This window comes from Mycolicibacterium sp. ND9-15, assembly GCF_035918395.1.
Taxonomy (GTDB): Bacteria; Actinomycetota; Actinomycetes; order Mycobacteriales; family Mycobacteriaceae; genus Mycobacterium.
The window spans coordinates 609,328-631,797 of the sequence record NZ_CP142362.1 but is presented as its reverse complement, the minus strand read 5'-3'; the positions used below and the strand labels follow the sequence as shown (position 1 = coordinate 631,797).

Genomic DNA, 22,470 nt, shown 5'->3' with positions numbered 1-22,470 from the left:
CCGTCCTACGCCTTTGGTTGCTTGTCAGCAACGATTGCGTCCTGGGAATTAAATAAGACTTCGGCATCGGCTGGGCTACTCGTCGGGTCGTCCGTCGGGGTGAAGACGCTGTTGACTGCGGCGTGCGGACGTGGTCGTGTGGTGACCGCTGAGCTGTCGGGCGCCGTTGATCAATCCGACGAGGCTGAACGCCTGGGGCGTGTTGCCGAGATGCCGCTGGGCCTTCGGGTCGTATTCCTCGCTCAGCATTCCCACGTCGTTGCGCAGCCGCAGCAATCGCTCGTAGAGCGCGGTGGCCTCCTCGGTGCGCCCGATGCCGCAGAGCGCCTCGACGAGCCAGAAGCTGCATGCGAGGAATACGCCTTCGCCACCGGGAAGGCCGTCGTCGCTCTTCTCCGGGTGGTATCGCAACAGCAGTCCATCACAGTCGAGTTCGGTTCGTACGGCCTCGATGGTGGCGACGATGCGGGGATCGTCGTACGGCAGAAAGCCGACGCGGGGTAACAGCAGAAGCGCCGCGTCGAGGTGGTCGGACCCGTAGGACTGGGTGAACGATCCGCGCTCGGCGTTGTAGCCACGGTTGCAGATGTCGTCGTGGATCTCCGTGCGCAGCCCGCGCCATCGCCGCAGCGGCCCGGGCAGGTGATGGTGTTCGACGGTCCGCACCGCCCGGTCCACTCCCGCCCACGCCATGACCTTGGAATGCACGAAGTGACGTGCCGGGCCACGGATTTCCCACAGGCTGCAGTCGGCGTCCGTCCAGTTCCCCTCCAGGAAGTCGAGCAGCGCGCACTGGACGTCCCAGGCGGTGTCGTCGGTCGGCAGACCGAAGTCCCGGGCCAGGTGCAGCCCGTCGAGCACTTCGCCCCACACGTCGAGTTGCAGTTGAGCAGCGGCGGCGTTGCCGACCCGGACCGGGCCCGAGCTCTGGTAGCCGGCCAGCCATGGCAGTTCGAATTCGGGCAGCCGCCGCCGCCCGTCGACGCCGTACATGATCTGCAGGTCTGCGGGATCGCCTGCGACCGCGCGCACCAGCCACTCCCGCCAGGCCCGCGCCTCGTCGACGAAGCCCGTGCCGAGCAGCGCCTGGAGCGTGAACGTGGCATCCCGAAGCCAGCAGTAGCGGTAATCCCAATTGCGAGGGCCACCGACCTGCTCGGGCAGCGAGGTCGTCGCCGCCGCCAGGATGCCGCCGGTGGGGGCGAAGGTGAGCGCCTTGAGCAGCAGCAGGGCCCGCCGTACCTCGGGTTGCCACCGCCCGCTGTAGCGGCATTGCGCCATCCAGTCGCTCCACCAGCCGGCGGTTTCCGCCAGGGCACGCTCGGCGTCGACCGGCCGCGGCGGTGGCAGATGGGACAGCTGATGAGTGAGCACGAACGGAATGCGTTGGCCTTCGGCGACGGTGAAGTCGGCAACCGTCGTCAGGTCCCGTCCTTCCGTACGAACCGGCGTGCGCAGCCAAACCGCGTCCGGACCGGCTATGGCCGACAGGCCGTTATCGCGGCGGCGGACCCACGGCACGACATGGCCGTAGTCGAACCGCAGACGCAGCGTCGACGTCATCGGGACCGTGCCGCTGACGCCCTCGACGATGCGGACCACATCAGCGGCGGTCCCGCGCGGCGGCATGAAGTCGATGAGCCGGACGCATCCCTGCTCGGTGTCCCATTCGGTCTCGAGCACGAGCGAGTCGTCGCGGTAGCGCCGCCGCGTGGACGGGCCGCCCGCGGCGGGCGCCACCCGCCAGGTGCCGGCGTCGGGGCCGCCGAGGAGCGCCGCAAAACAGGCCGGTGAGTCGAAGTAGGGCAGGCAGAGCCAGTCGAGGGCTCCGTCGCGCCCGACGAGCGCCGCGGTCTGCAGGTCTCCGATGAGCGCGTAGTCCTCGATCGCACTCATTGTCAGCTTGCGTCGTCGAGCGTGATGACCACCTTCACGTCGTCGGGCCCGGCGGTGAACGCCTCGCGGGCCCGGGCCAGCGGCACGCGCCGGGTGATCAGGCTGGCCAGCCAGTCCTTGTCGGCTTTGGCCAGCGCCTCGGCGGCTTGGCGGTAGTGACGCAGGTTGGCGTTGACCGAACCGACCACGGCATCGTTCTCCAGCACCAGTTCGCGGTTGACCGCACCGGCGTCGATCTGTAACCGCCGTCCCCTGGGCGACACCCCGGTCAAGCAGACGATGCCGTAGGTGGAGGTGTTGGCGATGGCCCCGAAGACCACCGGCCCGGCTCCGGTCGCCTCGATCACCACATCCGGTTGTAGTCGGGAGGCGACGTCGTCGATGTCGTCGTGGTGGTATGTCGCGCCCAGCGCAGCGACGATACCGGGCTTGGGGCCGTCGGTGACGCGGTCGAGGATGTGGGTGTCGAAACCTTGCTGGACCGACAGCAGGGCGGCCAGCAGTCCGATGGGCCCGGCGCCGGTGATCAACGCCCGCTCGGGATCGAAGTATCCCCGCTTTCCTACCCGTCTCACCTGCTCCCACGCTTTGGCCACCACCGTGGTCGGCTCCATGAGCATTCCAACGTCGGCCAGGTTCTCGTCGAGAGCGACCGCGTAATCGGTTTCCACCCGCCAGCGGCTGCTGCCGTAGCCGTCGATCTCCTTGATGCCGCGTTCGGTGTAGCGGCCGTTGCGGCACATGTCGAACTCGCCGTGCGCGCAGGCCCGACACGGCTCCGGGTCAGGCCGGCGCACCACACCCACGACCAGGTCGCCGGTGGAAAACGTACTGTCGGGCGGTGCCTCGGCCACCCGCCCCAGGGATTCATGTCCGAGCACCAGCGTGTCGCGCCCGGGTGGCGCCCACCCGTAGTGTCCGCTTGCGATCTCCTTGTCTGTGCCGCACACACCGATCGCCAGGCCGTCGACCAGCAGTTCGTCGGGTCCGCGGCGCGGTTCTTCGACATCGTCGACGGTGAGCGACCCCGCATTGCCGGGCCTTATCGTCAGTGCCTGCATACGGAGATGACTTGCCGCTGCGCAGTAATTGCAAACACCCAATAATTGCGCTTTGATAACGACCGACAACCGGAAGTGAGGCAGGAAATGGCAGGTCGCGGCGGCGCTGTGACGAGCGAACAGGTCGAGTCGGTCATGCGGGCGTCGCGGGCGCTGGTGGGCATCACCGCGGCCTCGATCTCCATAGCTGACGACGTGGTCACAGTGCCCCAGCTGCGGGTCATGATGATGATTGCGACCCGAGGTGCGATGAACCTTGCCGGCGTCGCGGCGGGTCTTCAGGTCAGCCCCTCCAACGCCAGTCGGATCTGCGACCGGTTGCTCAAGGTCGGCATGGTCGACCGGCGCGATGATCCGGCCGACCGGCGCAATATCGCCCTCACGTTGACGGCCGACGGCCAAGATCTGATCGACCGCGTGATCCATCACCGCCGCAACGCAATCCGGCGGGTATTGCGGCAGATGCCAGCGGAGCGGCGAGACTTGCTGACAGTCGTCCTCGACGACTTTGCGACCGCCGCGGGCGAACCCTCCGAGGAGCACCGGCACGCGTTGATCTGACCCGTGCGCCGGGCAATGGAATACTGGGTTGAGCCCATGTCTGAACCTTCCGCGGCGCTGCCGCTCGTGTTCGATCCGCCGCGCCGCGCCATGCCGCCGCGGCACTTCGCCGACCTCGACGAGGCGGGCCGCGCCGCTGCCGTCGGCGAGCTCGGGCTGCCGGCTTTCCGGGCCAAGCAGTTGGCCAACCAGTACTACGGCAGGCTGATCGCCGACCCACACCAGATGACCGATCTGCCGGCCTCGGTGCGCGACCAGGTTGCCGACGCGCTGTTCCCGAAACTGCTCGACGCGGTTCGCGAGGTCGAGACCGATGCGGGCGAGACGCGCAAGATGCTGTGGCGCGCGGTGGACGGCACCACGTTCGAGTCGGTGCTGATGCGCTACCCGCAGCGCAACACGGTCTGTATCTCGTCACAGGCGGGGTGCGGAATGGCCTGCCCGTTCTGCGCGACGGGCCAGGGGGGACTCAAGCGCAATCTGTCGACCGCCGAGATTCTCGAGCAGGTGCGGGCGGCAGCCGTCGAACTCCGCGACCGCGACGGGGACTGGATTGCGCGCACCGCGCGCGGGGACCGGATTGCGCGCACCGCGCGCGGGGACTGGATTGCGCGCACCGCGCGCGGGGAAATCGCGGGATCGCCCCGTGGCGGCAGGCTGTCCAACATCGTGTTCATGGGCATGGGCGAGCCGCTGGCCAACTACAACCGGATGCTCGCCGCGGTGCGACGGATCATCGCGCCCGTTCCCCACGGCTTCGGCATCTCGGCCCGCTCGGTCACGGTGTCGACGGTCGGGTTGGCGCCCGCGATCCGCAAGCTCGCCGACGAACGGCTCGGCGTCACACTGGCGTTGTCGCTGCACGCCCCGGACGACGAACTGCGCGACACGCTCGTTCCGGTGAACAACCGCTGGAAGGTGTCCGAGGCGCTCGACGCCGCGCGGTACTACGCGGACGCGACCGGCCGGCGAGTGTCGATCGAGTATGCGTTGATCCGCGACGTCAACGACCAGCCGTGGCGCGCCGACCTTTTGGGCAAGCGGCTACACGGCGCGCTGGGTCCGCTGGCCCATGTCAACGTCATCCCGCTGAACCCGACGCCCGGCAGTGAGTGGGATGCCAGCCCCAGACCCGCTGAACGCGAGTTCGTTCGCCGGGTCCGCGAACGTGGCGTGTCGTGCACCGTGCGCGACACTCGGGGCCGCGAAATCGCCGCTGCGTGCGGCCAGTTGGCGGCGCAGGGCTGACAATCGCTCAGGCTCGCCGCTTCCGAGCGGTCGTGTCGTACTAACCGGTTGATCCCACGCATCGGGTGCGAGCGATCAACCGCTTAGAGCGCGGGCCGTTCATGCGCGAGGACTTCAGTCGGCGGATCGTCTTACCCGGCGCCGTCAAACGTCGGCACGGAGCCGGTAGCGGGGAGCGCCATCTGCAGATAAACAGCGATGCGCCGAACCTTGTTGTCGGGGTTGAACTCATACACCGACACACTGTTGACCACGCTGCTGAAGTCACCCATGTGGCTGCGCTCCTCCAGTTCGAGGAACACCACGTCAGGAGTCTCGGTCAGGCGCTGGAACGTGCAGTTCCACTCAGACGACTTCGCCCAGTTGGTCAGGAACTCCACGTAGGACGTCCAGTCCATCACCTCTTTGAAAGGCCCCACTCGCACGAAGTTGTCGACGTCGATCAGCTCCGCCAGCGGCGCCCAGTCCGCGGAGGTGAAGTCGGGGTTCTTGGCGGCCTCCACGAGACGCTCGGTGATCCGGCTGTACTCCAACACGATCCGCGACCGCCCGGTCGCCGTTGCGAGGATTTCGTCCAGGGTCGTCACGCCCGCACCTCCGATTCGGCCAGGCGGCGCTCCAATGCCTCGAGGTACTCACCGGCGCCGTGGAATGGCCCGTGCACGCCGATCGCGACGTCGAGGAATGCGTTGTACTCGTCGTTGACGTGGGTCTCCCAGCGAGTGATCTCGCAATCGTCGTTGGTCTCCAGGAAACTGTAGGAGTAGAAGCCCATCTCGGCGCCGTCAGCGGTATGGCCTTCCCACCGTGTCTTCATCACCAACCCATTCTCCGATGGCCAATAGTTGAACGAAGCCGGTTTCCAGTCGGGAAAGCTCAACGAGTAGACCTTGGCCTCGAGGGTCGACGCACGTGCCGTGTCGGACGGGAACTCGCTGAGCTTGAACACCTGGTCACCGGTGAAGTACGGCGAGACGTACACCCCGTCGGCCGCGAACTTCCATGTGCCTGCGAACGCCTCGCCGTCCTTCACCCCCTGACGCAGGTATGCATCGCGATAAGCTTCGGCCATCCCGTGCATGGCGGACGATGCGCTCTTCGAGAGTCATTGATTCCTTTCGCATTTGGAGATGCTCGTCAGGCATCGGCCATGTATCGGTCGACGACGGAGTGGAAGTGGCCGATGACGACTTCCTCCTTCACCAAGGACATGTGATCGAGCCGGTTGTTGCGCAAACCCTTCTGCTGGCGGGGCATCTGGACGTAGTCCTGGTTCAGCGCCTCGAAATACTTGTAGCTGCCGGGATCGTCGACCTCGATCAGCTCCGCGCGGAAGGCGTCTCGGTGTTCGGCCGGCAGATACATGTAGCTGCTGACGTGCCAGATGCAGCGGTTCGGGTCGCCGTCGGGATGCGGCACCGCCATGATGATGTGGCATTCGCCTGCCCGGACGGTCATGAAGAAGTTCGGGAACAGCACCCAGCCCTGGTTGTCGCTCATCTGGTCGTCGGTCAGCCCGCTGACGTCGAGGCCCATGCCCGTCAGGGTGTCGCGGGTGGCCTGTTGCAGCAGACGGCGTGCCGTGACGCCGTCGGGGAATTCGACCTCACCGTCCGCACCCTGGTACGGCGCGACGAGTTCGGAGAACCGCGGGATCACCGCGGCGGTTCCTGGGAACGTCTCGGGCAGGGCCATGATGCCGTCGACCTGCTTCTGCGCACCGGCGCCCTGCACCTCGAACGGTGCGACGGCAACGCTGTGGTTGTCGAAGAACTGGTAGCGGGTGGTCGCCGGGTCGATGTTGAGGACGGCGAGCAACTGCGGGTGAATCCCGTTGATGTGGTAGCCCTCTTCGAAGGCGTCCATGACGACTTTCCAGTTGCAGTCGAGCGCCTCGCAGACGTCCATGACGGTGGTCATCTGGTCGAGGTGGTAGGGCTCGAGCAGTTCGATCACCGTGTCGCCCAGATAATCCCGTAGCGGTTGAGCGTTGGGGTCCGGGTTGAGGAAGATGAACCCCCCGAAGGTGTCGACCGAGACCTCCAGCAGCGAGTTGTCGCTCTTGTCGACCTGGCCGGCCAGGTTCTCCCGCAGCACACCGCGCAGCTTGCCCTCCAGGTCGTAGGACCACAGGTGGTACTGACACAGAAAGCCGCGCTTGGCATTACCGGTGTTGGTCATGCAGAGCATGTTTCCTCGGTGCCGACACGCGTTGACGAAGCCTCGCAGCTTCTCGTCCTTGCCGCGGACGATGACGTAGGATTGGTCGAGGATCTGATACCGCTTCCAGTCACCGACCTTGGGCAGGTCGTCGACGCGCCCTGCGACCTGCCATACCCGCGACCAGATGCGTTCGCGTTCGAGCGCGGCGTACTCCGGGGAGGTGTAACGGTCCGTCGAGATGCTCATGTTGAAGGTCCCGGGCTTGACGTCGTCGAGGCCGAGGCCGATTCCTGAATCCGGCTTGAGCCACTCGCCGGAGCGGATCACCTGTGTCATTGCCAACCTCCTGGTCAGGGAACTGGGCTGTGTGGTGCACTTACACGCGTCTTGCGGCTGTGACGACAGTCACTATACATCGACGTATTCTATATACAACAATGTATGAAAGTGGCTTGAGTCATATTACGTCGCGGTTAGGCGCCCGGCCTGACAGGAAGGAACCGGCGATGGACTGTGTGCTGGACGTCGAAGCCGCGGAGGCCGTGGAGTTGATCAGGGTCGCGGGCGGCTGGCTTTGCGACCGGGCGATGGCCGGCTGGACGGTAACGGTGCGGGTTCCGAACCTCGACCATGCTCGGAGTTTGTCGATCATCGGTGTGACCACTCGCGCGTCGACCGTCGAGGCCGATGCGTTGGTCGTACACGGCGCCGTTGGCTACCGGCACGGCTGCGTGCGTCACCGCGTCAGCCGCGCGGCCCGTGCGTTCAAGGCTCGGGCGTTACTCGCCGCCGGTCTGCCGCCGACCATCGTCGATCTCGAGACGTTCTGGCTTGGTCCGTCGTCGAACTTCTTGGTGGCGCGAGAATGCGCGCACACCCAGGCATCGGCGCTGGCGTCGCCGTGACGGTCCGTGGTCGCACGACACTGTGGGAGGATCGGCGGATGCCAGAGCGGTGGACGAGGGAGCGGCGTCTCGAGCACACCCGTAATCTGCTGCTCGACGCCGCCGAGGACGTATTCGCACGCAAGGGTCTGACCGGCGCCGCCCTGGAGGACATCGCCGACGTGGCCGGCTACACCCGCGGGGCGATCTACTCACACTTCGGCGCCAAGGAGGAGTTGTTTCTGGCGGTCGTGGACCGGCAGCGGCAGCGGTTCCTCGACGGGTTCAACGACATCATCCAGTCGTTCGCGCGGCTGGACGAGCTCAGCGTCGACGAACTCGCGGACCGTTGGCGTGAGGTGGGTAGCGATCCAAATCGGGCTGCCCTGAATTACGAACTCACGCTGTACCTTCTGCGAAACTCCGAGGCGCGTGAACGTCTCGGCGCGCAGCGGCGCGAAACGATCCGATCGCTCGGTGAGTTCATCAGCAAGAACGTCGCACGGTTGGGCGCGACACTCACATTGCCCGCCGACACGTTGGCCCAGTTGATCCTCGCGGTCAACGACGGTGTCACCCTTGGCAGCCATCTCGACGGGGCCGACCTCTACCGGCCCTATCTGCAGCTGATCGTTTCGAGCATCGTCCCGGCGGGCGACTGACCGGTCGCATCGAGACCTCCGTTTTGGCGGGTTTAGCTCGCACATTTCCGCCAAAACGTCGATCTCAGCGTCACGATCCGGGCGGATTCGTGAACCAGACGTTCTCCTCGACCAGGCGGCGGCTGCGCCACCCGTCGGGAGTGCGCACGAGTTCGTGGTGGTAATAGCCGCCGCAGAAGCTGGGCTCGGACATGCCGGGCAGCTGCATCGGGTTGTAGAACATCGCGCGCACCCGCGCGTTGTCGCCATCGGGGCCAGTTTCGACGTCGGCCTCTATGTTCGTGATGTGGTGCATGCTCCATGGAATCACGCCGAAATTCGCGGCGAACCAGTCGACGACCTCGTCCCGGCTCCCGACGACCGCGCCGGCCGACGAATAGTCGATGTGCGCGTCGTCGGTGAACACCGAGCGGTACAGCTCCCAGTCCTTGGTGTCTACCGCGCGGGCGTAGCGGTGCAGCAGCGCGGCGATGTCAAGTTCGTCGCGGACCTGCCGATCGTTCATCAATGCCTGCTTCACGGTTCGACCGTTTCGGGCATGCCGATCGTCTTGGCCTCGAGATATTCCTTGTATCCCTCTTCGCCGTTGCGGTAGCCCAGCCCGCTCTGCTTGGTGCCGCCGAACGGGCTGTTGATGCCGAAGTGGCTCTTGCCGTTGATCGTGACGTTGCCGGTGCGCATGCGGCAGGCCACTTCGAACGCTCGGTCCACGTCGGCGCCACTGACCTCACCGGACAGCCCGTAGATCGAATTGTTCGCGATGGCGATCGCCTCGTCGTCGGTGGCGTATGGCGTGACGGTGAGCACCGGGCCGAAGATCTCCTCCTGCGCCACTTGTGAATTGGGATCGACATCGGCCAGCAGGGTCGGCTGTGTGTAGTAACCGGTCGGCAGGTTCTCGGGGATACCGCCGCCGGTGACCAGCCGTGCGCCGGAGTCGATGCCGCTCTTGATCAGTCCGAGCACTTTCTGGCGCTGGGTCTCGCTGATCTGCGGGCCCTGCATGTTGCCCGGGGTCCACGGGTCGCCGACGGGGAAGCCCTCCATCATCGTCTTGAGGATCTCGATGCCTTCGTCGTAGCGGCTGCGCGGCAACAGAATCCGGCTCGGCAGGATGCAACTCTGGCCGGACATCACGCACGCCATCATGGCCGCCAACGGCAGCGCGGAGTTGAAATCGGCGTCGTCGAGCACGATGTGGGCCGACTTGCCGCCCAACTCCAGCAGCGTCTTCTTCACCGTCGACGCACCGGCGGCCAGGATCGCCCGTCCGGTCGCGGTCGACCCGGTGAACGTGATCATGTCGACCCGCGGATCGGCCGACAACGCCGCCCCGACCTCGTTGGCGCCTGCCACCACCACGTTGAACACACCGGCCGGGATGTCGGTCTCCTCGGCGACGATGCGGCCGTACTCACTGCCCGACCACGGGGTCAGCTGGGCGGGTTTGAGGACGACGGTGTTGCCGGCCATCAGCGCGGGCACGGTCTCGGCAACGTTGAGGTAGAACGGCACGTTCCACGGCGTGATCGCACCGACCACGCCGACCGGCTCGTAGTGGATCTTGCGCCGGGCCGGCCCCAGCGGCGTGTCGTGCACACCGTTGTCGACGAGGTACTCGAAGTTCTTGCCGTGCTCGGCCCAGTGCTTGACCTCCTCGATCGGGCTCTCGATCTGGCTGCCGGTCACCGAAACCGGACAGCCGACCTCGGTGATGAGGATCCGCCGCAGCCGTTCCTTGTTGCGTTCGAGCGCCTCGTGCAGCTGGGTCAGACAGTGGTGGCGGAAGTCCAGATCCCGTGACCAGTCGGTCTCGTCGAAGGCCCGCCGCGCGGCGCCGACGGCCCGCGCCATGTCCTCGACGGTTCCGTCGGTGGCCCGCCCCGCGACCTGTTCGCTGGCCGGATGGATCACATCGAACGTCGCTCCGCCGGCCGTGGTCTGCAGTTCGCCGTCGATCAGCATCCGCTCGTCGCCGGCAAGCACGCCGGTGTCGGTCTCTACCTGGGTCATGCGGACAGCTTTACAAATTTTTGCGCGAGTGTCAGCCGTTCGCCTTGATCCCGGTGGCGTGCCGCAGTTGCGCCAGGAACTGATCGTCGTCGTCACTGCGGACGATGTAGTGCGAGACGGCGACGCGAATTGCGGTGGCCGCCTTGACCGCTGCGTTGGGGCCGCTCAGCAGTCTCTGCAGCCGCGCCCGCATCACCGGGATGATCTTCGTCAGCTGGGCGATGACCACCTCGGGTTCGATGTCGACCAGCCGCACACCCGAGTACGAGTGCTGGTAGTCGACGATGAACCGCAGCGCGGCGTCGAGCTTCTCGGCGCCCCGCAAGCCGGCCGTCGCCTTGCTGATGCCGTTGTCGAAGAGGTCGCGTTCGTAGACACCGAACGCGCCGAGCAGTTCCTCCTTGGAGGCGAACCAGCGGTACAGCGTCGGCCGGGACACTCCGGCCTGGAGCGCGACCTCCGAGAGGCTGAGCTTGGTCTGCCCGCTGCGGGCGAGCACCTCCGCTGTCGCGACGAGTATCCGGTGTTGGGTCGAGGTGTCCTCGTGCCCAAGCGCGTCGCGCAGCGGTTCGTTCACGTGGCAAGCGTAGATCGAACTCACATCGACTTCTGGAGTACGGCGATCGTGTCGAGATCTTCCAGGGCCGCGACGCCGCGGCGCAGGCCCTCGAGCGCGATGTCCTCGTCCTGCATACCGCCCATGCCGGCGGTGATCAGCGCGGCGACGTAGGCGTAGAGCGCGCCCTGCCGGTACCGGTCCCAGAGCTCGGTGCGGTCGAGCTCGGGTCCGCCGCAGGCGGCCAACGCCCGGCGGTAGACGTCGAGCAGCTCACCTTGGTGCGCCTGGCGGTCCGCCGGCGCCATGCTGGTGACCAGTGTGTATGCCAGTTCGCGGTTGGGATGCCCGCGCCGCACGGCCTGCCAGTCCAGCAGCCCGGCCTCGCCGTTGCGGAAGTAGACGTTACCCGGATGAGCGTCGCCGTGCATGACGGTGTGCGGCGGTTCGTCGATGAGCCGGGCCACGGCGCGGTAGTTCTCGTCGATGAATCGTCCGGCCTCGACGTCGATGTCAGTGCGCTCGGCGATGCGGCGCGCCGACGTCTTGAGCAGCGGGCCGGTGAGCAGCGACGCGGTGTCGCCGGACGCAGTGTAGAGCCAGCCGGGCACCCGGTTCCAGAAGGTGGCATGCAGCTTCGCCAGCAGTTCGACGATCTTCGCCGCCCGGTCGGCGCTGATCGGGTGCAGGGTGTCGGGGAACTCGCACTCGTCTGCGGGCAGATCCTCCAGGGCCAGCACGTACCGCCCGGTCACCGAATCGAACTCCGAGCCGTGATACGCCGGCAGCCCGGACAGCCGCGGCGAGAGTTCCCGGTAGAAGCGGGTTTCGGTGGCGCCCAACCGGCCCATCTCGCCCATCAGCCGCGTGGCGACGGTCTCGGCGGCCAGCTTGACGAACACGGTCGGCGGGACGTCGTCGCCGCCCAGGGCGAGGCGGGCGCGCGACGAGGTGCCGGTGTCGCCGCTGAGTACCGACACCGCGGTCACCCGACGGCCGATGATCCGCGACATGGCCGTCGCATCGAGCTCGGACACGGATCGCGGAAGTGATCGGAGCCCGCCGATGGCGGCGTCGGTGGCGATACGTTGTACCCCGCGGCCCAGATGTGCGGCAAGGCCGACGACCGGCGCAGCGTGCTTCACCACGCTAGTTTACAAAGTTGTCAGTAAATGTAAAGAAGGTGTCGATGGCGGGTCCACTGGAGGGTGTGCGGGTCGTCGAACTCGGCGTGTGGGTGGCGGGACCGGCTGCGGGCGGCATCCTCGCCGACTGGGGTGCCGATGTCGTGAAAATCGAACCGCCGGCCGGCGACCCCGGACGGATGTTCGGCCGCATGCTGGGCATCGAGGGCGATTTGAGCCCGCCGTTCGAGATGGACAACCGCGGTAAGCGCAGCGTCGTACTCGACATGACTCGCGACGACGACCGCGCCGCGGCGTTCGAATTGATCTGCGGCGCCGACGTTTTCCTCACCAACGTGCGCCCGGCCGCGCTGACGCGCCTGGGTCTGGACTTCGAAGCGGTGTCGACGCGCAACCCGCGTCTGGTGTACGGCCTGATCACCGGCTACGGCGAAACCGGGCCCGATTCCGACCGCGCCGCATACGACGTCGCGGCGTTCTGGGCGCGCTCCGGCCTGGCCCATCTGCTCACCCGGCCCGGCGACACGCCGCCGTTTCAGCGCGGCGGCATGGGCGACCATGCGGCGGGCATGACGCTCGCCGGGGCGGTGTGCGCGGCGCTGGTCGCGCGAAACCGCACCGGTGAAGGACAGTTGGTCAGTACGTCGCTCTACCGGCAGGGCGCCTACACGGTGAGCTTCGACCTGAACACGTTCCTGCTCACCGGGCATCCGATCGCGATCGGTCAGCGCGAGACCATGGGCAACCCGTGCATGAACAACTACGTTGCGGGCGACGGGCGACGGTTCTGGATCGTGGGCCTGCAGGCCGGCAGGCACTGGCCGCCGCTGTGCCGCGCGGTCGGACGACCCGAGTGGCTCACCGATCCGCGCTTCGACACCCCGCAGGCACGCGCCGCCAACGCGGCCGAGTTGATCGCCGCTCTCGACGAGATCTTCGCGACGAGACCGCTCGTCGAGTGGGCCGAAGCCTTTGCGGCCGAACCGGATCTGTTCTGGTCGCCGATCAACACGCTGGAAGACGTGGTGGGCGACGAACAGTTCCACGCCGCCGGCGGAATCGTCTACGTGCCTGACGACGACGCGACGGTGCCGATGGTCGCCTCCCCGGCGGATTTCCACGGCACCCCGTCGGCGCCGCGGTCGGTGGCGCCCAAACTCGGTGAGCACACCGACGAGATCCTGGCGGAACTGCGCGACGGCCATACCTTTACATAATCGTCAAAAAGTGTCACCCTGCCTGGCTATGGGATACAGCGCCGCCGACGAGTCGTTCACTCACCAGTTGCCTCGACCGTTCGACGAAGTGCACCATCCGGACGCCACGTGGTCGGACCGGTGCTACTTCTTCGCCGCGTCACCCTCCGGCGATGTGTTGCTGACGTCCGGCTACGGCAACAACCCGAACACCGGGACGGGCCTCGGGTACATCAAGGTGACGCTCGCCGACGGCCGCCATTACGACCTGCTGGCCGGCCGCCCGGTCGACGGCGCGGCCAGGGCGGAGGTCGGCGCCGGCCCAATGCGGTGGACATGCGTTGAGCCGCTGAAGAAGTGGCGACTCGACGTCGAACCCAACAATTCCGGAATCGCGTGGGAGCTGTACTACGAACCGACCGCCCCGATGTGGGAAATGCTTCCCCTGCACGTCACAGGCAAAGACGGCAGGGTGATCGCCGACATGTACCACATGAAGGAGCCGGGACGGTGGTCCGGCTGGGTCGAGATCGAGGGTGAGCGTATCTGCGTGGACGGTTTCCACGGCGGCCGCGACCGTACCTTCGGCGTACGGGTCGCCGACGAGATCGACTTCTGGCTGTGGCTCGACGCGGGTTTCGAAGACCGCGCCATCGAAGCATGGGTCTTCGAAACCTCCGACGGCACAGTGACATACGTCGACGGAGGCATCACCCACCACGACGGCACGCTGTCCAAGCGTTTCGTCAAGATCGAGCACGACGTCGAATTCGACGCCGACCGCAAACGCCCGGCCCGGGCGGTGCTCGTCTTCACCGACGAAGACGGCGAGCAGTACCGCGTCACCGCGGACTCACCGAATCAACACGTCAACGTCTACTACGGACTGCCGATGTCGAAGTGCAGGTACGAGGATCTGGGCGGCGGGGCCTATTTCATCCACTTCCAGTGGGACAGCAGCGACCGCGAAGAGTTGGTAGAGAACGAGGACAAGGCCATGGCGCTGGATCAGCTGATGCGCTTCGACTTCGAGGGTCGCACCGGCTGGGGCATCTTCGAGATCCTCATGGGCGGTGCGGCATACCGCCGCTATCCCAACTGGCAACCGATGGACATGGCGAAGTTCAAGCAGGACAGGAGGGCGGTCGATCGTCCGCCCGCACCCGAGGCGCAGGCATGACCTCCGACGGAGATGTCCGCGGTCGCCTCACAGGGTGGCTGGCGGGTCGAGTCCCCGACGCCGCCGACCTTCGAGTGGAGGGGCTGGACCGCGTCGAGTTCGGTCACTCGGCGGAGATGCTGACCCTAACGATCGTCACTGGTACCGGCCCGGGCGAAATCCGCAGCGACGTCGTGGTCCGGCTGCGGCCCCGGCCGCCCGCGCTTCTCGAACCCTATGACCTGGCACGGCAGTTCACCGTGCTGCAAGCCCTGCACGGTTCTTCGGTGCGGGTGCCGCGGGCGATGTGGCTCGAGGACACCGGTGCCGTTCTCGGCCGCCCTTTCTTCGTGATGGAGCGGGTGGCGGGGACCGTCTACGAGATGGAAGCGCCGGACACGTCACGCGACGGTGTGCGGCGAATGTGCGAGAGCCTGACCGATCAACTCGCCGCCATCCACACCGTCGACATCGCCGCCGCGGGATTGGCTGCCATGGACGACGGGACTGACCACCTCGACCGCGAAATCGGGCACTGGGCCGGTGAGATGGAGCGCGTGAAACGAGGGCCGCTGCCGGCGCTCGAGCGGCTCCTGGAGGAGTTGAACACCTCTCGGCCGCAACGCTGTTCGAATGTGACGCTGCTGCACGGCGATGCCAAGCCGGGCAATTTCGCGTTCGTCGACGACGAGGTGAGTTTGGTGTTCGACTGGGAACTGACCACCGTCGGTGACCCGTTGACCGACATCGGTTACCTCGAACTGTTGTGGCGCATGCCGGTCGGCATCCCCTCTCACGACGCGGCCCTTTCGATCGACGAGATCATCGCCCGCTACGAAGCGTCGAGCGGAATCGAGGTCCGGCACCGAGAGTGGTACCGGGCGCTGAACGCGTTCAAGTTGGCCGTGATCAACCTCGTCGGCGCCCATCTGTACGACACCGGTGCCACCGACGATCAGCGATTCGCGCTGAACGCCTACGGGATACCGCTGTTCACCCAAATGGGTCTGGCCGACCTCGGCGTATCCGACAAACTCGACGACGGCCCCGTCATGCCCGCGAGAAGCGCGTGAGGAATCGAGGTTTGATCAGCTGACGCGGTCGGCCAACCGGCTCTCGAGCAGGCCGATGACATCGAGGTCCTCGATGGCCTGCGTCGTGCTGATCATCGCCGCACGTGACACCTCAATCGGCTGCCACTGCGAACCCATCGCGGCGGTGGATGCGGCGGCTATCCACGAGTAGACCGAGAACAAGCGGTACTGCTCGTGCGCGATGCCCTCGTCGAGCGCGACCCCGTACCGGGCGAGGCCGGCCCGATATCGGTCGAGCAAAGCGCGCTCCTCGGTGCGACGTGTCGGGATCGGCATCGAGTTGCACAGGAAGTACGCGACATCGCGAACGCCGGGTGCCCGGCCGGCGACCGCCCAATCGAAGAAACCGGTGCGGGTGCCGTCGACGAACAGGTTGCCGCTGTGGGTGTCGCCGTGCACGAGGGTGCGGTCGCCCTCGTTGAACAGTGCGACGATCTCCAGCGGGCGCGCCGCGTACAACTCGCCGATCCGCGCAAAGGCAGGCGGCATTTCGTCGGCGAACTGTTCGAGTGCGGAGACGATGAAACGCGCTCGCCTCGACGCGATCTCGGCATCCTCCGGTCTGCTCCGCATACCCGACGGCGTGCGCAGCCAGCCGAGGTTCTGGGACCGGAAATGGGCGTGTAGTGCTGCCAGTTCGTCGACGAGCGATTCGGCGACGTCGACGATGTCCTCGTCCCCGGGGGTGACGAACCGGCAGCCGGTGGCCTCGAGGTCCTCGAGAACCATGACGAACGAGCCGTCGGACTCGTCGTAGTCGGCGTGCCAGACCCGGGGAGCGCGCACCGGTAGCTCATTGCCGATGTGGGCGAAGAGCCGAGCCTCGGCCACCCCGAGCCCGATCTGGCGCAGGAACTTCCGCTGCCCGGGCGCGAACGGTTGCAGTTTGACGAAGACCGTGTCGGGCACCTGCGAGCGTGACGTCAACGCGATGCGGGCCCGGCCCGTGGTGCCTGAATGCGCGTCCAGCACGCGCGCCGCGTCCACCGGTGCGTCGAAGATCGTGCTGAACCAGTCGGCGGTGAGGTCGTCGACGGACACGGGGATGCTCATACATCGCCTCCCGGCGCGTGGTGTTTGACCCGGGCGGCGTGGCGCAGTTGCGCGAGGAAGTCGGCGTCGTCGTCGCTGCGCACCAGGTAGTGCGACACCGCGACGCGTACCGCCGTCGACATGGCAAGCCCCGGGTCGGGTCCGGTCGACAAGCGTTCCAGCCGTTGGCGCATCAACGGGATGACCCGGGAAAGTCGTTTGATCACCTGTTCGGGTTCGATGTCGATCATCCGCAGGCCCGGATAGGACTGCTGGTACTCGACGATCACCCGCAGCGCCGCGTCGAGCCGTTCACCCGGTGGCAGATCGGCGGTCGCCTCGGCCACGGCGCGTTCGTAGTACTGACGCTCCCACACCACGAACGCGTCGAGCAGGTCACGCTTGGAGGCGAACCAGCGGTAGAGGGTGGGACGCGACACGTGCGCCTGCAGCGCGACTTCGGAGAGGCTGAGCTTGGTCATGCCGTGACGACCGAGCACCTCCGCGGTCGCGGCAAGGATGCGATCCCGCGTCGAGGAGTCCGCGTCGAGTACCGGCACCGTCATAGCTTTACAAACTTTCGTCGAAGTGTCACGCTGATTCGGTGACATCGGCCCGTGAATTCAGTGCGGTGGACATCACGTCGGAGGACTTCTGGAGTAGGCCGTTCGGCGAGCGCGACGCGTCGTTCGCGCGGCTGCGGGGCGCCGAGGGGTTGAGCTGGCACCCGCCGCTGCCGTCGATGTTCCCGATGGAGGAGCCGGGATTCTGGGCGTTGACGCGACGTGCCGACATCGCCTACGTCAGTCAGCACCCCGAACTGTTCACCTCGGCCCAAGGCGTGGCGCTGAACCCGATGCCCGCCGAGATCCAGCGTTTCGCCTCGTTCTTCCTGACCATGGATCCGCCTCAACACACGGTGTACCGCCGGCTGATCAGTTCTGCGTTCACGCCGCGCAACGTCCGGCTGATCGAGGAGCAGATCCACAAGAACGCGGTCACCATCGTCGAAAACCTCGTCGGCGTAGGCGAAGTCGAGTTTGTGTCGGCGTGTTCGGCCAAGCTGCCGATGTTGACGATCATGGACATGCTCGGCGTGCCGAGCGCCGACCAGCCCGCGGTCGCCTACGCCGCCGAAAAGCTGTTCGGCATGAGCGACGAGGAGTACGCCAGCGCCGAGGAACGCGCCGACGACCCGGTCGCGCAGATCACGCTGCTGTCGAACACCGGGGTGGAGTTGGCCAAGTTCCGTCGTACCCATCCCGGTGACGACCTGATGACGAGCATCGTCAACGCCGAGGTCGACGGGCACCGGCTGACCGACGAGGAGATCGGCGCGTTCCTGATCCTGCTGGCGTCGGCGGGCAACGACACCACCAAGCAGGCGACGACACACGCGATGATGGCGCTCGTCGCCAACCCGGCCCAGCGGGACTGGCTGATGGCGGATTTCGACGGCCGAATCGGTTTGGCGATCGAGGAATTCGTCCGCTGGTCCTCGCCGGTGCTGCAGTTCGCCCGCTTCGTCACCGAAGACACCGACATCAACGGCCACCCGGTCGAGGCGGGGGACAAGGTTGGGCTCTTCTACTGTTCGGCGAACCGGGACGAGACCGTGTTCGACAGGCCCGGTGCGTTCGATCTCGCCCGCTCGCCGAACCCGCACCTCGCTTTCGGCGGCGGGGGTCCGCACTTCTGCCTGGGTAATCAGCTGGCCAAAGCGGAGTTGCGAAACCTGTTCCACGAGTTGCTAACTCGGTTGAGCACCGTCGAGTTCGGCGAGCCCGACCTGCTGTACAGCAGCTTCGTGCACGGCGTCAAACGGCTGCCCGCCGTGGTTCGCTAGGGGGTGAGCATGCGCGTCGAAGTCGATCTCGACAAGTGCACTGGACACGGCATCTGCGAGTCGATCGCCGAGGAGGTGTTCGAGGTGGGTGACGACGGCATCGTGGTGATCGGCGAGGTCGAGCGGCCGGAATCCGACCGGGAGCGCATGCAACGGGCCGTGACGCAGTGCCCCGCCGCCGCGTTGCGAATCATCGGCTGACGACCGCCTGCACCGTTGTCGTTCGCCCGTGATGGGTGTGTCCCCTGATCAGCGGTCGGGCTTGCTCTCTCCCACCCCGGCTCCACCCGTCGGCCGGATGAGCACGGACTGTTGTATCGCGCCGACCGCGCCGATCTCGTCGAACAGCGTGCCCAGCGTCGTTCCGATGCCGTCGGGGCCGTAGCTGGTTTCGGCGCGGATGCCGATCCACTCGCCCGCCGGGATGCGGTGCACGTGCACGACCAGGTCGGTGTTCATGAACGTCCACTTGCGGATGTCGAGTTTGGTGCCGATGCCGTTGGCGTCATCGGCGACCGCAAACAACCGCTCCAGCGGCGTCATGGTCTCGCCTTTGACCAGGTCGACCTCCGGGCGGAGCCACGACTCGCCGGGGCCCTCGCACAGCGGTTCGGTCAGCCACCGCCAGTCCACGCTGTGCACGTAGTTGCGGTCCCAGTCCTTCTTCATGTCCCGGCTCCTCGCCTCGGAGAGCGGGCGCAGCGGCGGCGCCGGCGCGTGCAGCAGGGCCCGGGTGTCGACGGTTTTCAACCTCCACCCGCTCGCCTTCGCGACGGGTCGCGGCTCGCCGTCCGGACCCTGCGCGAGCAGCTCTGCGCTGAGAAGTTGGATCTGCTTGCCGGACCGCTCGATTCGCGACCGCACCCACAAGTCACCCGCGGCGGGCACACCGCCGAGCAGGTCGATCAGCACCCGGCTCAACCGGGTGTCGTCGCCGGCCACGCAACGTTCGAGGGCCCGCACCAGCAGGGCCGACACCGGCGCACCGTGTTGGATCGCGGCCGACCAGGTGCTGCGCACGAGGTCGGTGGCGCGGAACTTCTCGCCGAGTTGGTCGGCGTCGTCGACGAGTTCGTAATAGGAATCGCTCATGGCAGCCCCGCTCCCGGTATGCCGACGGTGGTCGCATCGACGCGCGACAGCTTGGTGCCGATCAGCCGCTGCGGGTACGCGTCGGTGCTGGACAACAGAAACAGCGTGCGCCGCTCGGGACCGCCGAGCGCGCAGGCGATCGCGGTCCGCTCGCCGATGTCGACGCGGTCGGTGACGACGCCGCCTTCGATGATCCGCTCGAACTGATGAGCAAGCGTCATCGCGGTCCAGACCCCGCCTTCGGCGTCCAGACAGATGCCGTCCGGTGGTCCGTCGAGCCCGTCGGCGAACGTCCGACGGTCGGTCAGCGAGCCGTCCGCAGCGATGGCGTACGCGGTCAGGCGCCGCCCAATCGACTCGGCGACGATCAGGGTCGCGCGGTCGGGTGTGATGACCATCCCGTTGGGGAAGTCGAGGTCGTCGGCCACGACCGTGGAGGTGCCGTCGGGGTCGAGGCGCACGATCAGCCCACCTTCTCGGGCTTGGGACCCGACGTAGGCGCGGCCGTCGTCGTCGACGACCATGTCGCCCAGGCTGGCCGGCACCGTCATGGACAGGTCGGCGATCTCGGTCACGTTCTCGCCGTCGTAACGGAGCACCCGGCACTTTTTGGTGGAGGAGATGAGGAGCGACCCGTCGGGCCGAAAGCCCAGGCCGGAGGGGTGGTGGCCGGGCAGCGGCAGCGTGGTGAGGCCCCCATGCATATCGACGGTGTGCACCGCTTCGCCGAGCATGTCGGAGAACCACAGCAGACCTTCGAACCAGCGCGGCCCCTCTCCGAAGCAGAATCCGTTCGCCAGCGGCGTCGGCGTCACCCGGGACACACCTTTACAAAACACGCGACAAGTGTCACGCTCGCAGGGTGTCACTGTCAACTGGGCGCAGGTCATGAAGAAGTACTACGGTCACACTCTGCTCTACCTTCACCAGACCATCGAGCTGGGGTCGGGCCGCGCCGACCGCTTTGTCGGCGACGAGCGCTCACGCGAAGAGCAATTCACGGAGGTTTTCGGCGACGTCTATCACCCGATGATGGCGGACCTAGGTGCGCGGTTGTTCGCGATCTGGGGGACAACGCCTTACAACGGGCACTGGCCACAGTTGACGGTGATCTGGGAGATCGACGGATTCGCCGACTATGCGCGGATCGGCAAGGCGCAGGCCAGGGGCGGCAGCCACGAGGAAGCGGCCGCGAAATGGTCGACGTTCCTCGCCGAGATCGGTGCGTCGGGTGAGGGCCGCATCATGTACGCGGGCAAGTACAACCGGACACTGGCGCAACTACAGGAGGCCGACTTCGGCGCCGGCCTGGTGATACAGGAGATCATGCAGACCAAACCCGGTCGCCAGGACGACTACATCCGCGAGTTGGAACGCCTCTACGTGCCATGGTCCGAACGCACCGGGAAGCGTTGGCTCGGTTCGTTCATCACCACGTTCCGTTTCAACGAGGTGATCCACTACTGGGCGCTCGACGACGACTGGGACTGTTTCGCCAACCACTATCCGTCATGGAAGGACAGTCCACCCGCCGAAATCGTCACATGGATGAGCGTTGCGCCGGCACTGCGCGACGGCTGGGAAGACTCGATCCTGGCTGCCCTACCGCCCTCGCCGCTGCAATGAGCAATTCTGTGTTACAGGACTTCTCCTACGATCCGTTCGACCCGGCGGTGATGGCCGACCCGCTGTCGTACTACCGGACGATGCGCGATCGGCATCCGGTGTACTACGTCGACAAATGGGACACCTACGCCCTGTCGCGCTTCGACGACATCTGGCGGGTGCTCGAGACGAACGATGGCACGTTCGTCGCATCGGAGGGAACGCTGCCCGCCGCAACGGTTCTGGCCACCCATAACGACGGTCCGGTGCCCGACCCGCCGCTGCATCCGATGCCGTTCCACGCGAATTTCGATGCACCGATCTACGACACCGTGCGCCGTTGCACGTCGGCCCCGTTCCGGCCGAAATCGGTGAGCAAGTTGGCCAACCGCATCCGCACCCTGGCCAACGAGCGCCTCGACGAGTTGCTGCCGCGCGGGCGTTTCGACCTCACGCAGGAGTACGGCGGAATCGTCGCTGCATCCGTGGTATGCGAGCTTCTCGGCCTGCCTGTCGATCTCGCGGCCGATGTGCTGGCCACCGTCAACGCGGGCAGCCTTGCGCAGCCGGGCAGCGGGGTGGAGGTGGCCAACGCCCGGCCGGGTTATCTGGAGTACCTCATCCCCATCATTCAGCGCAGCAGGACCTGTCCGGGGCTGAACGCAGTCGCCGACAACCTGATCGACTACCGGCTGCCGGACGGATCGGCGTTCGACGATGCCGAGGCTGCCACCCAGATGCTCGGAATCTTCATCGGCGGAACCGAAACCGTGCCCAAGATCGTCGCGCACGGCCTGTGGGAGCTCGGCCTTCGGCCCGACCAGTTGTCCGCCGTGCGTGCTGACCTCGAGGCCAACGTCCCCGTGGCGCGTGAGGAGATGATTCGCTATTGCGCACCGGCGCAGTGGTTCGCGCGCACCGTTCGCAAGCCGTTCACCATCCACGACACCACGATCCGGCCCGGTCAACGGATCATCAGCCTGTTGGCATCGGCCAACCGCGACGAACGCCAGTATCCCGACCCGGATGCGTTCGTCTGGGACCGCCGCATCGAGCGTCTGCTGGCATTCGGCCGCGGACAACACTTCTGCATGGGTGTACACCTGGCGCGGCTGGAGATCGGGATCATGGTGACCGAGTGGCTCAAGCGTGTCACCGACTGGCGCGTTGACCACCAGGCCGCATTCCGGCCGCCGTCGAGCTTTCAGTGGGGCTGGAGCAGTGTTCCCGTGGAGGCCCAGGTGGAGGGCGCGTGAG

At 66.5% G+C, this 22,470-nt stretch carries 23 protein-coding genes and 1 pseudogene; 11 read left to right on the top strand and 13 right to left on the bottom strand.

Features of this window, described 5'->3' with window-relative positions; translation table 11 throughout:
- Positions 1-75: 75 nt before the first annotated feature.
- Both QGN32_RS03155 and QGN32_RS03150 read right to left on the bottom strand, forming a co-directional pair.
- Positions 76-1,896, bottom strand: coding sequence for a glycoside hydrolase family 15 protein (locus QGN32_RS03155; RefSeq protein WP_326547221.1), 1,821 nt, complete (start codon positions 1,894-1,896; stop codon positions 76-78).
- A gap of 2 nt (positions 1,897-1,898) precedes the next feature.
- A complete protein-coding gene (locus QGN32_RS03150; protein WP_326547220.1) occupies positions 1,899-2,957 on the bottom strand; it encodes a glucose 1-dehydrogenase in 1,059 nt (352 codons plus the stop codon).
- A 108-nt stretch (positions 2,958-3,065) separates the two neighbouring features.
- Between QGN32_RS03150 and QGN32_RS03145 the strand changes: the two genes are divergently transcribed.
- Positions 3,066-3,518, top strand: a complete 453-nt coding sequence (locus QGN32_RS03145; RefSeq protein WP_326547219.1) for a MarR family winged helix-turn-helix transcriptional regulator — start codon at positions 3,066-3,068, stop codon at positions 3,516-3,518.
- Positions 3,519-3,554: 36 nt separating this feature from the next.
- Positions 3,555-4,766: a 23S rRNA (adenine(2503)-C(2))-methyltransferase RlmN gene (rlmN, locus tag QGN32_RS03140; RefSeq protein ID WP_326547218.1), complete on the top strand. Its 1,212-nt coding sequence runs from the start codon at positions 3,555-3,557 to the stop codon at positions 4,764-4,766.
- Positions 4,767-4,897: 131 nt separating this feature from the next.
- Here the strand turns inward: rlmN and QGN32_RS03135 are convergent, their stop codons facing one another.
- From QGN32_RS03135 to QGN32_RS03125, 3 genes and pseudogenes are all read right to left on the bottom strand, one after another.
- Complete coding sequence (locus QGN32_RS03135) at positions 4,898-5,353, bottom strand: hypothetical protein (protein WP_326547217.1); 456 nt, start codon at positions 5,351-5,353, stop codon at positions 4,898-4,900.
- Positions 5,350-5,875, bottom strand: a pseudogene (locus QGN32_RS03130) (hypothetical protein). Before QGN32_RS03130 ends, QGN32_RS03135 begins: the two are co-directional and overlap by 4 nt.
- 28 nt (positions 5,876-5,903) lie before the next feature.
- Positions 5,904-7,265 (bottom strand): aromatic ring-hydroxylating oxygenase subunit alpha, encoded by a 1,362-nt coding sequence (locus QGN32_RS03125; protein WP_326547216.1) that lies wholly within the window; start codon positions 7,263-7,265, stop codon positions 5,904-5,906.
- 170 nt (positions 7,266-7,435) lie between these two features.
- Between QGN32_RS03125 and QGN32_RS03120 the strand changes: the two genes are divergently transcribed.
- Positions 7,436-7,834: a hypothetical protein gene (locus QGN32_RS03120; protein WP_326547215.1), complete on the top strand. Its 399-nt coding sequence runs from the start codon at positions 7,436-7,438 to the stop codon at positions 7,832-7,834.
- Positions 7,835-7,872: 38 nt separating this feature from the next.
- Positions 7,873-8,475: a TetR/AcrR family transcriptional regulator gene (locus QGN32_RS03115; RefSeq protein ID WP_326547214.1), complete on the top strand. Its 603-nt coding sequence runs from the start codon at positions 7,873-7,875 to the stop codon at positions 8,473-8,475.
- A gap of 70 nt (positions 8,476-8,545) precedes the next feature.
- Here the strand turns inward: QGN32_RS03115 and QGN32_RS03110 are convergent, their stop codons facing one another.
- From QGN32_RS03110 to QGN32_RS03095, 4 genes are read right to left on the bottom strand one after another with little or no spacing between them, the layout of a single operon-like run.
- Positions 8,546-8,980 (bottom strand): nuclear transport factor 2 family protein, encoded by a 435-nt coding sequence (locus QGN32_RS03110; protein WP_326547213.1) that lies wholly within the window; start codon positions 8,978-8,980, stop codon positions 8,546-8,548.
- Positions 8,981-8,991: 11 nt separating this feature from the next.
- Entirely contained in the window at positions 8,992-10,488 is a 1,497-nt protein-coding gene (locus QGN32_RS03105; protein ID WP_326547212.1) for an aldehyde dehydrogenase family protein, read from the bottom strand.
- Positions 10,489-10,519: 31 nt separating this feature from the next.
- Complete coding sequence (locus QGN32_RS03100) at positions 10,520-11,065, bottom strand: TetR/AcrR family transcriptional regulator (protein ID WP_326547211.1); 546 nt, start codon at positions 11,063-11,065, stop codon at positions 10,520-10,522.
- A gap of 20 nt (positions 11,066-11,085) precedes the next feature.
- Positions 11,086-12,189 carry a phosphotransferase gene (locus QGN32_RS03095; RefSeq protein ID WP_326547210.1) on the bottom strand — a complete coding sequence of 368 codons (1,104 nt, stop codon included), beginning with the start codon at positions 12,187-12,189 and terminating at the stop codon, positions 11,086-11,088.
- Positions 12,190-12,233: 44 nt separating this feature from the next.
- Here QGN32_RS03095 and QGN32_RS03090 point away from each other — a divergent pair, with 44 nt between their 5' ends.
- The 3 genes from QGN32_RS03090 to QGN32_RS03080 are packed head-to-tail and all read left to right on the top strand — an operon-like array spanning position 12,234 to position 15,617.
- Positions 12,234-13,406 carry a CaiB/BaiF CoA transferase family protein gene (locus QGN32_RS03090; RefSeq protein WP_326547209.1) on the top strand — a complete coding sequence of 391 codons (1,173 nt, stop codon included), beginning with the start codon at positions 12,234-12,236 and terminating at the stop codon, positions 13,404-13,406.
- 28 nt (positions 13,407-13,434) lie between these two features.
- Entirely contained in the window at positions 13,435-14,565 is a 1,131-nt protein-coding gene (locus QGN32_RS03085) for an Rv3169 family protein (RefSeq protein WP_326547208.1), read from the top strand.
- Positions 14,562-15,617 (top strand): phosphotransferase family protein, encoded by a 1,056-nt coding sequence (locus QGN32_RS03080; protein ID WP_326547207.1) that lies wholly within the window; start codon positions 14,562-14,564, stop codon positions 15,615-15,617. Before QGN32_RS03085 ends, QGN32_RS03080 begins: the two co-directional genes overlap by 4 nt.
- A gap of 15 nt (positions 15,618-15,632) precedes the next feature.
- Here the strand turns inward: QGN32_RS03080 and QGN32_RS03075 are convergent, their stop codons facing one another.
- Together QGN32_RS03075 and QGN32_RS03070 are read right to left on the bottom strand one after the other, a co-directional pair.
- Positions 15,633-16,691, bottom strand: a complete 1,059-nt coding sequence (locus QGN32_RS03075; protein WP_326547206.1) for a phosphotransferase family protein — start codon at positions 16,689-16,691, stop codon at positions 15,633-15,635.
- Entirely contained in the window at positions 16,688-17,236 is a 549-nt protein-coding gene (locus tag QGN32_RS03070; RefSeq protein WP_326547205.1) for a TetR/AcrR family transcriptional regulator, read from the bottom strand. The genes QGN32_RS03075 and QGN32_RS03070 overlap by 4 nt, the downstream gene beginning before the upstream one ends.
- Positions 17,237-17,274: 38 nt before the next feature.
- On the opposite strand from QGN32_RS03070, the gene QGN32_RS03065 reads away from it, so the two are divergent.
- Both QGN32_RS03065 and QGN32_RS03060 read left to right on the top strand, forming a co-directional pair.
- Positions 17,275-18,516: a cytochrome P450 gene (locus QGN32_RS03065; protein WP_326547204.1), complete on the top strand. Its 1,242-nt coding sequence runs from the start codon at positions 17,275-17,277 to the stop codon at positions 18,514-18,516.
- Positions 18,517-18,525: 9 nt separating this feature from the next.
- Entirely contained in the window at positions 18,526-18,717 is a 192-nt protein-coding gene (locus QGN32_RS03060; RefSeq protein ID WP_326547203.1) for a ferredoxin, read from the top strand.
- A 48-nt stretch (positions 18,718-18,765) separates the two neighbouring features.
- Here QGN32_RS03060 and QGN32_RS03055 read toward each other — a convergent pair whose 3' ends face one another.
- Positions 18,766-19,608: a thioesterase family protein gene (locus tag QGN32_RS03055; RefSeq protein ID WP_326547202.1), complete on the bottom strand. Its 843-nt coding sequence runs from the start codon at positions 19,606-19,608 to the stop codon at positions 18,766-18,768.
- The gene (locus QGN32_RS03050) at positions 19,605-20,423 is read right to left on the bottom strand and encodes an SMP-30/gluconolactonase/LRE family protein (RefSeq protein WP_326547201.1); all 819 of its coding nucleotides are present in this window, start codon (positions 20,421-20,423) and stop codon (positions 19,605-19,607) included. The genes QGN32_RS03055 and QGN32_RS03050 overlap by 4 nt, the downstream gene beginning before the upstream one ends.
- A 73-nt stretch (positions 20,424-20,496) precedes the next feature.
- Between QGN32_RS03050 and QGN32_RS03045 the strand changes: the two genes are divergently transcribed.
- Together QGN32_RS03045 and QGN32_RS03040 are read left to right on the top strand one after the other, a co-directional pair.
- Positions 20,497-21,234, top strand: a complete 738-nt coding sequence (locus tag QGN32_RS03045; protein ID WP_326547200.1) for an NIPSNAP family protein — start codon at positions 20,497-20,499, stop codon at positions 21,232-21,234.
- Positions 21,231-22,469, top strand: coding sequence for a cytochrome P450 (locus tag QGN32_RS03040; protein WP_326547199.1), 1,239 nt, complete (start codon positions 21,231-21,233; stop codon positions 22,467-22,469). The genes QGN32_RS03045 and QGN32_RS03040 overlap by 4 nt, the downstream gene beginning before the upstream one ends.
- Position 22,470: the final 1 nt, after the last annotated feature.

Coding starts and splice junctions, on each gene's coding strand:
- QGN32_RS03060 (WP_326547203.1), top strand. CDS start 18,526: ATGCGCGTCGAAGTCGATCTCGACAAGTGCACTGGACACGGCATCTGC.
- QGN32_RS03110 (WP_326547213.1), bottom strand. CDS start 8,980: ATGAACGATCGGCAGGTCCGCGACGAACTTGACATCGCCGCGCTGCTG.
- QGN32_RS03075 (WP_326547206.1), bottom strand. CDS start 16,691: ATGAGCATCCCCGTGTCCGTCGACGACCTCACCGCCGACTGGTTCAGC.
- QGN32_RS03125 (WP_326547216.1), bottom strand. CDS start 7,265: ATGACACAGGTGATCCGCTCCGGCGAGTGGCTCAAGCCGGATTCAGGA.
- rlmN (WP_326547218.1), top strand. CDS start 3,555: ATGTCTGAACCTTCCGCGGCGCTGCCGCTCGTGTTCGATCCGCCGCGC.
- QGN32_RS03055 (WP_326547202.1), bottom strand. CDS start 19,608: ATGAGCGATTCCTATTACGAACTCGTCGACGACGCCGACCAACTCGGC.
- QGN32_RS03090 (WP_326547209.1), top strand. CDS start 12,234: ATGGCGGGTCCACTGGAGGGTGTGCGGGTCGTCGAACTCGGCGTGTGG.
- QGN32_RS03105 (WP_326547212.1), bottom strand. CDS start 10,488: ATGACCCAGGTAGAGACCGACACCGGCGTGCTTGCCGGCGACGAGCGG.
- QGN32_RS03120 (WP_326547215.1), top strand. CDS start 7,436: ATGGACTGTGTGCTGGACGTCGAAGCCGCGGAGGCCGTGGAGTTGATC.
- QGN32_RS03040 (WP_326547199.1), top strand. CDS start 21,231: ATGAGCAATTCTGTGTTACAGGACTTCTCCTACGATCCGTTCGACCCG.
- QGN32_RS03115 (WP_326547214.1), top strand. CDS start 7,873: ATGCCAGAGCGGTGGACGAGGGAGCGGCGTCTCGAGCACACCCGTAAT.
- QGN32_RS03070 (WP_326547205.1), bottom strand. CDS start 17,236: ATGACGGTGCCGGTACTCGACGCGGACTCCTCGACGCGGGATCGCATC.
- QGN32_RS03155 (WP_326547221.1), bottom strand. CDS start 1,896: ATGAGTGCGATCGAGGACTACGCGCTCATCGGAGACCTGCAGACCGCG.
- QGN32_RS03150 (WP_326547220.1), bottom strand. CDS start 2,957: ATGCAGGCACTGACGATAAGGCCCGGCAATGCGGGGTCGCTCACCGTC.
- QGN32_RS03080 (WP_326547207.1), top strand. CDS start 14,562: ATGACCTCCGACGGAGATGTCCGCGGTCGCCTCACAGGGTGGCTGGCG.
- QGN32_RS03045 (WP_326547200.1), top strand. CDS start 20,497: ATGAAGAAGTACTACGGTCACACTCTGCTCTACCTTCACCAGACCATC.
- QGN32_RS03085 (WP_326547208.1), top strand. CDS start 13,435: ATGGGATACAGCGCCGCCGACGAGTCGTTCACTCACCAGTTGCCTCGA.